The 9153-nt window shown below is 66.0% G+C and carries 12 protein-coding genes and 1 pseudogene; 5 read left to right on the top strand and 8 right to left on the bottom strand.

Going from position 1 to position 9153, the window contains the following annotated elements; translation table 11 throughout:
• Positions 1-163: pseudogene (locus ACFE64_RS13840) on the top strand (response regulator); the annotation flags it as partial.
• Positions 164-415: 252 nt separating this feature from the next.
• Here the strand turns inward: ACFE64_RS13840 and ACFE64_RS13845 are convergent.
• From ACFE64_RS13845 to ACFE64_RS13875, 7 genes are all read right to left on the bottom strand, one after another.
• Complete coding sequence (locus ACFE64_RS13845; RefSeq protein WP_375393044.1) at positions 416-880, bottom strand: hypothetical protein; 465 nt, start codon at positions 878-880, stop codon at positions 416-418.
• A 163-nt stretch (positions 881-1043) separates the two neighbouring features.
• Positions 1044-1985 carry an SDR family NAD(P)-dependent oxidoreductase gene (locus tag ACFE64_RS13850; RefSeq protein ID WP_375393045.1) on the bottom strand — a complete coding sequence of 314 codons (942 nt, stop codon included), beginning with the start codon at positions 1983-1985 and terminating at the stop codon, positions 1044-1046.
• Positions 1982-2968, bottom strand: coding sequence for an aldo/keto reductase (locus ACFE64_RS13855; protein WP_375393046.1), 987 nt, complete (start codon positions 2966-2968; stop codon positions 1982-1984). Before ACFE64_RS13855 ends, ACFE64_RS13850 begins: the two co-directional genes overlap by 4 nt.
• Before the next feature lie 4 nt (positions 2969-2972).
• Entirely contained in the window at positions 2973-3098 is a 126-nt protein-coding gene (locus tag ACFE64_RS13860; RefSeq protein WP_375393047.1) for a hypothetical protein, read from the bottom strand.
• Between the two features lie 136 nt (positions 3099-3234).
• Positions 3235-3732, bottom strand: coding sequence for an MFS transporter (locus ACFE64_RS13865; protein ID WP_375393048.1), 498 nt, complete (start codon positions 3730-3732; stop codon positions 3235-3237).
• Complete coding sequence (locus ACFE64_RS13870) at positions 3729-4481, bottom strand: MFS transporter (RefSeq protein WP_375393049.1); 753 nt, start codon at positions 4479-4481, stop codon at positions 3729-3731. The genes ACFE64_RS13865 and ACFE64_RS13870 overlap by 4 nt, the downstream gene beginning before the upstream one ends.
• A 199-nt stretch (positions 4482-4680) precedes the next feature.
• Positions 4681-5304, bottom strand: coding sequence for a hypothetical protein (locus ACFE64_RS13875; RefSeq protein ID WP_375393050.1), 624 nt, complete (start codon positions 5302-5304; stop codon positions 4681-4683).
• An 81-nt stretch (positions 5305-5385) separates the two neighbouring features.
• On the opposite strand from ACFE64_RS13875, the gene ACFE64_RS13880 reads away from it, so the two are divergent.
• The 4 genes from ACFE64_RS13880 to ACFE64_RS13895 are packed head-to-tail and all read left to right on the top strand — an operon-like array spanning position 5386 to position 8049.
• On the top strand, positions 5386-6027 hold the full coding sequence (locus tag ACFE64_RS13880; protein ID WP_375393051.1) for a hypothetical protein: 642 nt from the start codon (positions 5386-5388) through the stop codon (positions 6025-6027).
• A complete protein-coding gene (locus tag ACFE64_RS13885; RefSeq protein WP_375393052.1) occupies positions 6027-6908 on the top strand; it encodes a hypothetical protein in 882 nt (293 codons plus the stop codon). Before ACFE64_RS13880 ends, ACFE64_RS13885 begins: the two co-directional genes overlap by 1 nt.
• A gap of 15 nt (positions 6909-6923) precedes the next feature.
• Positions 6924-7298, top strand: a complete 375-nt coding sequence (locus tag ACFE64_RS13890; protein WP_375393053.1) for a multiubiquitin domain-containing protein — start codon at positions 6924-6926, stop codon at positions 7296-7298.
• 1 nt (position 7299) lies between these two features.
• Positions 7300-8049 carry a ThiF family adenylyltransferase gene (locus ACFE64_RS13895; protein WP_375393054.1) on the top strand — a complete coding sequence of 250 codons (750 nt, stop codon included), beginning with the start codon at positions 7300-7302 and terminating at the stop codon, positions 8047-8049.
• Here ACFE64_RS13895 and ACFE64_RS13900 read toward each other — a convergent pair.
• Positions 8030-8869, bottom strand: a complete 840-nt coding sequence (locus ACFE64_RS13900; protein ID WP_375393055.1) for a hypothetical protein — start codon at positions 8867-8869, stop codon at positions 8030-8032. The two genes, ACFE64_RS13895 and ACFE64_RS13900, sit on opposite strands and share 20 nt — an antisense overlap.
• Positions 8870-9153 lie beyond the last annotated feature (284 nt).

Genomic DNA, 9153 nt, shown 5'->3' on the forward strand with positions numbered 1-9153 from the left:
GCGACCGGATCTGAAGGTGCTGTTCATAACCGGCTACGCGGAGAATGCAGCGGTCGGCAACGGGCATCTCGAGCCTGGCATGGAACTACTGACCAAGCCGTTCTCGCTTGATGATCTCACTCGCAAGGTGAGAGATATTCTGGGCAGCTCGGGGCGACGGTAAGCGGCCGAACGTGCATCGTGACCACGTGGCCGAACGCGACAGTCGAAGGCCCACTTTTCGCCTCGGTGCGACATTTCGGCCGCTCAGCCTGAGCATCGCATTGGCCGAAACCGACCGTAGATCGACATTAACGAGTGTCCGCTTCTGGGCAGGGGCGAAGTGGCCCTGAGCGACTGCTTGTGGGTCACCGTGCGCGTTTTGGACTTCACGTGACGGTCCATGACTTTCGGCTTCTTCGATACCGGTGGTAAGCTAGGCTCTCCCGTGCGCGATCGCAGCTTGTGATTCAGCTGAATTTCCACCTCTTACAAACTTGGTGAATGCCTCCGAATGTTGGCGGCGGAGTTCCGCTAGTTTGCGGCGCATCTCGGGAATGTCGGACGTAGGATCGCACGCAGTCGTGCGCAGTATCTCCAGTTCAGTTCGTGTAAGATAATTCACGCGATACCTGTCGCCCGCATCCAAGCCTTTTGAGCAACCGACCGTCGCACCGGCGATGGCTGACAGGATCGCGGTAATGAGCCCGCTTATCTGTGAGTAGGTGCCAAATATCGCCGCACCGGAGATCACTGTCGCGGCCGAGCTACAGACAACGGAGAGCCAAATCCCGCTGTTGTGAAGCGCTCCCCATGACTTCGTGCCCTTGTTCACGTCTGTCAGGAATCGGTCAATTTCAGTTCTGAGGCTTGCTCGGACCGCTTCCCCTTGGTCAGTCATGCCGCATTCCTTCGGATCTTCTCGCTCGAGCCCACAGTCATCGGCGCGCTCTGAATTATATCGAAATTCGCTGATGTTTGCACTGGCCCATGCGCAACGAAAAGTTTGGGACAATTCAAGTCGATCTGACCAGCCTTCGAAATCGCCGAAGCGATCGGTTCCATCAAATGAACGAATGGCAGGTTTTGGGACGCGACGATGGCGGCCTGAATGTCGGATTGTGGGTCATGCTCGTTATCGAAGACGCCGACCGGCTCTGGCGGGCAGCGGGCGGATCAGTCTTGCAGGAAGCGCGCGAACGCATCCCGCCAATCGGGATGCCACCGCGACAAGGCCGGCGGTTCTCGATCAGATCCCCGGCAGTCCAGGCGATGCGCTTCGCGTCTTGTTCGGGCGTGGTCTCGTTGTCCGGGTACAGGATGTAGAAGTCGCCGCGGGCGAGCCGCTCCATCATCAGCGCCACCACCTGTTCCGGCGTCCACGCCCCAGCGGGCTTCTCGGGCAGGTGACGTGCGGTCATGCCGGTCCAGGTGAAGCCGGGGACGAGCAGGTGCGCGCTGACCCGGTCGCCGGTGCGTTCGCGCAAGCTGTGGGCGAGCCCTTCGGTCAGCGACTTCACGCCCGCCTTGCTGACGTTGTAGGCGGTGTTGCCGGGCGGTTGGGTGATGCCCTGCTTGGAGCCGGTGTTGACGACCAGCGCGGGCGCGTCGCGATCGATCATCGCGGGGACGAACGCCTGCACGCCGTTGAGGACGCCGAAGAGGTTGACGGCGAGCACCTCGTCCCACCCCGCCGGATCGGCGAACACGTCGCCGCCCGCGCCGACGCCGGCCTTGTTCATCAGCACCGACACCGGGCCCTGACGCTCCGCCACTTTCCGCGCCAGCTCGGCCATGGCGGCGCGGTCCGCGACATCGACAGGCAGCGCGGCGGCGTCGATCGAGGCGGCGGCACCGTCCAACGCCACGCCCGGTCGATCGACGAGGACGACGCGCATCCCTGCGCGGGCGAAGGCGCTCGCCGCCGCCAGCCCGATGCCGCCTGCGGCACCGGTCACGACCGCGAGGTTGCCGGTCGATACCGCGTCGAAAGACGGCGCGCTCACCGGTCGATGTTCGTCATCGTCGCCGCGGGGTAGCGCGTGCCCTCCGCGGCACCGGGTGGCAGCACCGCGTCGATGCGGGCGAGGTCGGCATCGGTCAGCGTGACGTCGAGCGCGCCGAGATTGTCCTGGAGGTACTTGCGCCGCTTGGTGCCGGGGATCGGCACGATGTCCTCACCCTGGGCCAGCACCCAGGCGAGCGCCAGTTGGGCGGATGTGCAGCCCTTGTCGCTCGCCATCGCGCCGACGGCGGCGGCGAGGTCGAGGTTCTTGCGGAACGCTTCGCCCTGGAAGCGGGGATGGTTGCGGCGGCTATCGCCTTCGTCGAGGTCGTCGGGCGACTTGAACTGGCCAGTGAGGAAGCCGCGGCCAAGCGGGCTGTAGGGCACGAAGCCGATGCCGAGCTCGCGGCAGATGGGCAGTATCTCGGCCTCCACGTCGCGGCTCCACAGCGAATATTCGGTCTGGAGCGCCGTGATGGGGTGTACGGCATGGGCGCGACGGATCGTCGCCGGCGCGGCTTCCGACAGGCCGAGATACCTGACCTTGCCCGCGGCCACGAGCTCGGCCATCGCGCCGACCGTCTCCTCGATCGCGACGTCGGGATCGACGCGGTGCTGGTAATAGAGGTCGATAGAATCGAGCCCGGTCCGCTTCAGGCTCGCGTCGCAGGCGGCGCGGACATAGTCGGGGCGGCCGTTGACGCCCTTGAAGCTGCCGTCTTCGCCGCGGACGTTGCCGAACTTGGTGGCGACGACGACCCACTCGCGCCGCTCGCGCACGACACGGCCGACCAGCTCCTCATTCGCGCCGACGCCGTACATGTCGGCGGTGTCGAGGAACGTAACGCCGAGGTCCAGCGCGCGATCGATCGTTGCGACCGACTCCGCCTCATCGCGGCCGCCGTAGAAGTCGGACATGCCCATGCAGCCGAGGCCGAGGGCGGAGACTTCGAGGCCTTGCCGGCCGAGCTTGCGGGTCTGCATGAGGTCAGTCCTTGTTGGCCGGTACGGCGGCGTCGGGATGGAGGATGCAGGCCGACCGCAGCTCCTCCCAGCCGATCGCCACGCCGCCGAGGCCGAAGTCGTGGGGAGGACGGTAGCGCGGGGCAGACATGGCAGAGCTCTCCGGCTTGAACGCAAAGAACCCTGATACGCAGCCATGTTTCCGCTCCCACATTGGCAGCGAGCGCCAGCTCACCTCTGTTAAGGGCGACTTATGGACCCCTGCGCCGCCGAGATCGGCAGCCCCGTCAACTCGCCCGCATGTGCGTGCCCGACGCCTCACGAGACGCGGTCCGGCCCCTTGAACTCGTCCAGCGGGCCACAAACCATATCGCAAGCCCGCCGAGTGCGAGCATCGCGCCGATCGGCCCCGTCGAGGTCCATCCGAGCCCCGCGGCTATCGCAACCCCGCCGAGCCAGGCTCCGAGCGCGTTGGCGGTGTTGAAGGCGCTGTGATTGAGCGAGGCGGCAAGCGCCTGCGCGTCGGCCGCGACATCCATCAATCGGGTCTGCAACGGCGGCCCCATCGACAATGCCGCAAAGCCGACGAAGAACATGTTGACGGTTATCGCTACGGCATTGTGGGCGGTGATCGGCACAAGCCCAAGCGCCACGACGTTGAGCAACAGCGTAATGCCGATCGCCCGCATCACTCCGCGATCGGCCAGCCAGCCGCCGAACAGGCTGCCCGCCACCATCCCCATGCCGACGACGGAGAGAACCAACGGAACTCGCGCCTCGGTCATGCCGGACGTTCCGTCAGCATCGGCGTGATGTAGCTGTAGACGGCGAACACCCCGCCAAACCCGATCGCGGCGATGCCCAATGTCAGCCACACCTGACCACGCCTGAGCGCGCCCAACTCGGTGAGAGGGCTGGCATCGTCAGGAGCCGGGGTGGACGTGAGCGCGAGGCGACACAGCAGCGCGGTCGCGATGCCGATCGCGGCGACGACCACGAAGGCCGCGCGCCAGCCGGCGGCCTGGCCGACCCAGGTCGCGAACGGCACGCCGACGATGTTGGCGGAACTGAGCCCGAGCATCATTCGTGCGACGGCCTGCGCGCGCTTGTCGACCGGCACCAGCGACGCCGCGACAAGTGAGGCGATGCCGAAGTACGCGCCGTGCGGCAGTCCTGCCAGAAATCGTGCGGCGACGATGACGCCGTAGCTGGACGCGACGGCGCACAGCACGTTGGCAGAGGCGAAGAACACCATCAGCCCGACCAGCATCGCTCGTCGGCCCGTCCGAGCGAATATCGTGGCCAGCAGCGGCGCACCGACCACGACACCGAGCGCATAGGCGCTGATCATATGCCCGGCGATCGGCACGGTCACATGAACATCGCAAGCGACGTTCGGGAGCAATCCCATGGATGCGAACTCGCCGGTGCCGAGGGAAAAGCCGCCCAACGCGAGCGCCAGTTGGGCCAACAAAGCTCCCCGGGGTGGCGTATCGGCGCGGAAAGAGGCGGTGGCGCAGGGGGCGCTCGGCATCGGGGAGATCCTCAGGTCTAGAATCCTATCTCTCCCGAGCGGTGCTTCAGCACTCTGGACGTGAAGTGGCCGCGCCAGACGTGGCTTGCAAGCGACATGAATGGGTGACCGCTTCCGGGAGCCGCCGATCGGTCCGTGAACGACCGAGTATGGGTCTTTTTGTCGATGTGGGTTCACCAACAACCGGTGATCTCGCCTGTCAGGCAGAGAAGCGTAACCTGTCGAGTTCGTGGGACAGATCCTGTTCGGTCGCTATCATCTCTCGGGCGAACCCTTCCACGATCCCGGGCATGTAGCCGGTGGCGTCCAGGATCAGTCCCGTGCCGCCGATCGTTCGTACAGCGTTCTCAAGCGCGGCTTGATCGACTGCCATCACATCGCCGAGTGCGCCGGTATACCGCTCGTCATGCCGACCCTGCCGGCCCAGATCCGCCAGCGCATTCGCCTCCATGACGATCATCGTCTCGTCACCCAGCGGTCGCCGGGCGAGGTAGCTTGCCGGCAGTGCCGCCCGGGCGCCGGCAAGAAGAACCGGCGCCAGCGTTTCCCATTGCTCGTTTACGTAGCGGGCGGCGAGCGATGGCACCATGAACGCCGCCATCAGGCGTGTGGCGGTAGCAAGCGCCGCCAATTCGACGATCCCGTAGTCGAGCCGGCCGGCTGGCCGCTTGTCGTCGTGTCGGGGCACGCCGAGGCGCTGGAGCTGACGGATACGCGCATCGAACGCGGTCCGCGCCGACGGATCGATCCCGCATGCCGACATGAGCACCGGGATCGCCTGCGCATATCGAAGGGTAAGTCGAGGTCGGGTAATCGTCGGCACCAGCGCTGATTGCCACGACACACCCCAGCGGCAAGAAAAACCATTGACATATTACATACACGATCGTATGTACTATGAGCCATGCAGTTCATTCCGTTCCTTGATGATTCCGCCAGCGCGTTCCATCTGCGCCAGAACGCGAAGAGCGAATGTGCCCTTGATCTGATCGCGCAGCCTCCAGGCAGTCGGGCAGCGCCGACCGCGATCTGGAGCCGCCGCTTTGACACGATCGATGATCGCGACACGCTGCTTGGTGCCGTAACGAAAGGCCGGCTCGATCCCGTCTTCCTCGGTCGTCTCACGATGATGTTCGGCAGCGCCGCACTCGACGAGCTGGCCGATAGGCTGATCGCCGCTGCGCGCGCCGAGCGCGCTGAAGAGGTGGAGAAAGCCGCGAAGCGAGCCCGCAATCATTTCGTCGTCAATCTCTACGCTCGAGAAGGCAAGCACGGGCGTCATGTGCTCGAACTGCAGCGCAGGAACAGCGACGAGGCGGAGTGGTCGGTCACCTATGATCGCGCCATCGAGCGCGACCGGCTGTGCGACTGGTTGCGCTGGCAGAAGGAGCGGTTCCTCGGGTTCCTCGATCACGCCGCCGAGCACGGCGGCGAGGCGCTCTCGCGGATGCTGGTCGATGAGATGTTCGTCGCCGAACGCCGGGTGAAGGCGGAAGGGCGCGGGGCCGGCGGGACGCGCCCGTTGCGCATGTGGCGGGGCGACTGATGGCGACGCTTGCCCCCTTCCAGCCCGCCACGCCGGCGATGATCGTCGGTCATGGTACCGACGACGAGCCGCTGCCGCTCGAACTCGGAGAGCCGTTCGCGCTGCTCGGCGGCGACCGGCTTGGTCCCGACGGCATCCCCTTCCTGATGATGCACGAGCATCAGCCCGACCTTCTCGCCTGGGTGCGCGAGCGTTGTGCGGCGATGCTCGCAGCCGAGCGGCCATGGTTCAGCGGCGGAACGCTTATCCTCGGCGGCGTCGCGGGTGCGGGCCGCACTCATGCCGCACGCTGGCTGGCGCGAGTGGTCGGCGTGTCGCACGCGGTGCTCAACCTGACCGATCCTGTGATCGCCGCCAACGTCGCCGCTTCCGGTGAGATCGGTGAGGCCTTGGGCGCGTCGCCCGTCACCATCGCCATGGCAACTGCGCGTTGCGCCAATTCGATCGTCTCGGTGATCGGCGCAGACCGCGTCGGTGACGACGTGCTTGCCGGGCTGGCCGCGATGATCGATCCGGAGCGCTGTCGCCGCTGGCGCGAGGACCGGCTCGGCATCGACGTCGATCTCGGCGAGGTGACCTGGATCCTCCAGCGCGATGTCATGCGCGGCATCCCGTCCTGGGTCGCTCCCCGTGCGGATGCGGTTGCGCTTCGGCCGGTCCCGACCGGTCACGACCATGTCCTGGCCCTGTCGATCTGCTGCGAGGCGATGGGCGATCTTGGCATCGACCCGCGAACCGACACCGTCTCGTGGCAGCAGATCAGCGAGCAGCTGCCGCGCTACGGCCAGACCTCCGCCAAGGTGCTTTACGCCAACATGGTCAATGCGCTGCGGCAATGCCTGCGCCCGAACGACGCCCCGTCTGACCATCAGCCCTTCTAGCCAAGGAGAATGACCATGCTGCCGACCGTCATCCACACGCCTGATGCCATTGCCGCGCCGATCATCGCGCCGCCGGCACTCGCACCGCGTCGTCGCGCGCTTTATCTGGTCGGCGAAGCCGAACGCTCGGCGCCGAAGCCTCAGGCCGCCGAAGGCCGCACGATGATCTCGGTCAACGGCCGCTGGAACGCGTTGCGCGGGCGCACCGTTACCTACGGGCAGCTGCTTCGCCTCGCCTATCCCGATCGCGAAGGCCAGAACCCGGGCGTGGCGACCGTAACCTACCGCCACCCGGTCGACACTGGGCTGACTGGATTGCTGACGCCGGGAGATGTCGTTCCGCTCGCCGACGGCCTGCTGGTCAATGTCAACGCCACCTATGCCAGCTGAAGTGACCAAGGACAGCGACACCGGTCCGTTTGTCTATCCCGACACCGCCTCGTCCCGCGCCGGGATCGAAGCGGTGTCGCGACGGCTCGCCGGCGGCACAATCGCGATCATCGGGCTGGGTGGCACCGGATCGGTGGTGCTCGACCTCATCAGCAAGACGCCCGCCGACCGCATCCTGTTGATCGACGGCGACCGTGCGGAGCAGCACAATGCGTTTCGCTGGCCCGGCGCGATGGCGATCGAGGACATCGCTGCCGATCTGTCCAAGGTCGGATATTTCGCACGCGTCTATGGCCGGATGCATACCGGGATCAAGGCGCACGCGGTGCATCTCGACGCCGAGACGATCGACCTGATCGAGCAGGCCGATTTCGTGTTCGTCTGCGTCGACAGCGTCGCGGCGCGGGCGTTCATTATCCCGGCGCTCGAGGCGCGAGACCTGCCTTACATCGATTGCGGCCTCGGCCTGAGCCTCGTCGACGACCGGCTGATGGGGCTGGTCAGGGTGACGACCAGCACGCCGGCCATGCGCGCCCACGTCCATGCCGGGGATCGCATCCCGATGACGGGCGACGCCGACGACGCGCTCTATCGCAGCAACATCCAGGTCGCCGATCTCAACATGTTGGCGGGCACGCTGGCGGTGATTCAGTACAAGCAGTTGCGCGGGTTCTATCTCGACACCGAGGCTGAGAATCACGCCATTTACTCGACCGACGGCAACACCATCATCAACGAGGATCGCCCGTAGCGGCGACGCGATGACGGGCCTCCTCGACCACGCAGTCCAACCGGCGACGTTCGCTGGGCGGCGCGCGCCATGGGAAGACCGGATCGGCGTCGGCGGGCAGCACAGCCAACACTGCGTCGGGCACCGGCTCGAGCGGCGCCCAGCGGCTCTCGACCTCGAACACGACCGCCGAGCCTGCGTTCGTAACACCAGTGATCCGAAGATCGGCGGCGGTAAAGAACGGGTGACTCACCACCTCGGCAAGGGCGCGCAACGCATTGCGCCGTTCATCCTGCTGCAGGGCATCGATCAACGTGTCGGGCAGCTTGTGATTCTCGATGCGGATGCGGGCGTCCTGACCGAGGACCGCCGTGCAGCGCGGTTTGTTCGAAAGCTCGATCCGCTCGGCGATCGCCATGCCGCCTCGTACCCTGATCTTAGCGCCGCCTTGGCCAAGCTCGCGCCGCGCGCGGCGGTCGAGATCGCCGTAGACGGGCGCGAGTCCAACCTGGTCGGTCAGCGCCAGCACCTTGCGCAAGGCATTGCTCGCGCCCGCCCAGACGAGCCAGTGGGCGAGGATATCGGAGCCGCTCACCAGCCACAATGGCGGCGGCTGCGAGGTCACCCCCGCGACCTCGATCATGCGGCGCGCCCGCTCGGCGGCGATGGTCGCCTCGATGGTCGCCGCCAGTCGTTCGAACGCCAGACCGACTGTGGGCGTCATGGTATCGAAGTCGATCCGCGCTTGGGCAATGGTGATGCCGAAGCGCAGGTCGTCGCCTTCGGCAGACCACGATCCACGGTCGATCATCGTCAGCATCCGATCGACCAGGTCCCGCATCGTCGCTCCACCGGCACCCACGCCCTGCCATCCGCAGACCAAGGGCATATAGGCGATACTATCGTGTCGAACATGCCCGGGCCTGACGATGGCCATCCGATCACCGCAACTGCTCCGCGACTGACATGGCTGCCGCACATCGGTCTCGGCCAGACCCTGGCGGATGGCAGCACCGCCCAGACAGCCGGGAATATCTCCCCCCGCAGATGCGGTCGGACGAGACGCGCGGCGGGTTGTCGATCGTCTGCCACCGTCGTTCGATGTGGCAGCGGACGAGTCGCAAT

The sequence above is a fragment of the uncultured Sphingomonas sp. genome (assembly GCF_964250165.1).
In the GTDB taxonomy this organism is placed as follows: Bacteria; Pseudomonadota; Alphaproteobacteria; order Sphingomonadales; family Sphingomonadaceae; genus Sphingomonas.